The following is a 1,029-nucleotide window of genomic DNA, read 5'->3' as shown; positions in this document are numbered from 1 at the left end:
GTCTATATCTCGACCGCCGGTGTGACGTCCGCCAACGCGGCCGCCGATATCTCGGCCTTCGTGACGAACGCTCAGGCGGCCGTTGATGCGGCTTTCGGCGCCGGCAAGATCGTCGTTGACAAGACCGGTGGCGGCAACCTGCGCTTCACCACCGTTGCGGTCGGCACGAACGCCACGATCACCGCTGCCAACGTTCGCGCTGTGGACGGTAACGGCGTGGTCTCCAATACGGCCGGTATGACCAACACGACGGCGGCCGGTCAGGCTGCGACCAGCCTCTCGGCGGCCACGCTGACGTCTGGTGCTGCCTTCGCCGGTCCGGTGACGTTCGGCGATCAGACCGTCTTGTCTTTCAACGTCTCGGTCGATGGTGGTACCGCGACCAAGGTGACGATCGACAAGGCGACCATCAACGCCGCCCTCAGCGCATCGACCGGTTCGACTGTGACGAACGGAACGATGACGAGCGCAAGCGACTATCTCACGGTCGTGAGCAAGGCTCTGCAGAACGCCTCGTTGAACTCGGTCCTGACCGCTTCGCTCGATGGCTCCAACCGTCTGGTTCTGACGAAGCAGACCCAGGGCGTCGGCTCCATCGCGATCGACCCGGCCTCCGTCGTCGCCTCTGCCGGTGCGGACTCGCTCTCGATCGACAAGATCGACATCAGCGATGCGACCCTGTCGGCCCGCGGCGTCAACGGAACCAACCGTGCGACCGTCCTCAAGGCCTACATCACGCTCGTCAACAACGCGATCACCAAGGTCACGTCCGCTGCCGCTGCACTGGGCTCCGTCGCCTCGCGCATCGACTCGCAGAAGTCCTTCGTGAACACGCTGATGGACACGATCGACAAGGGCGTTTCCAACCTCGTCGACGCCGACATGACCGAAGAGTCCACCAAGCTCCAGGCTCTGCAGGTCAAGCAGCAGCTCGGAACCCAGGCGCTTTCGATCGCCAACCAGTCCGCTCAGGGCGTTCTGTCGCTCTTCCGCTCGTAATCCGAACGGACGGGCCGGATCGGCGGGGCG

General features: G+C 64.2%; 1 protein-coding gene. It reads left to right on the top strand.

The annotated features are described in order from the left end of the window. Window positions 1-6 precede the first annotated feature (6 nt). Window positions 7-999: a flagellin gene (locus AUL36_RS01935; RefSeq protein WP_244497004.1), complete on the top strand. Its 993-nt coding sequence runs from the start codon at window positions 7-9 to the stop codon at window positions 997-999. Window positions 1,000-1,029: the final 30 nt, after the last annotated feature.

This window comes from Aureimonas sp. D3 (assembly GCF_001463805.1).
Lineage (GTDB): Bacteria > Pseudomonadota > Alphaproteobacteria > Rhizobiales > Rhizobiaceae > Aureimonas > Aureimonas ureilytica_A.
Note: the sequence above shows the minus strand (reverse complement) of the source record. Positions and strands in the feature narration are given on the sequence as shown.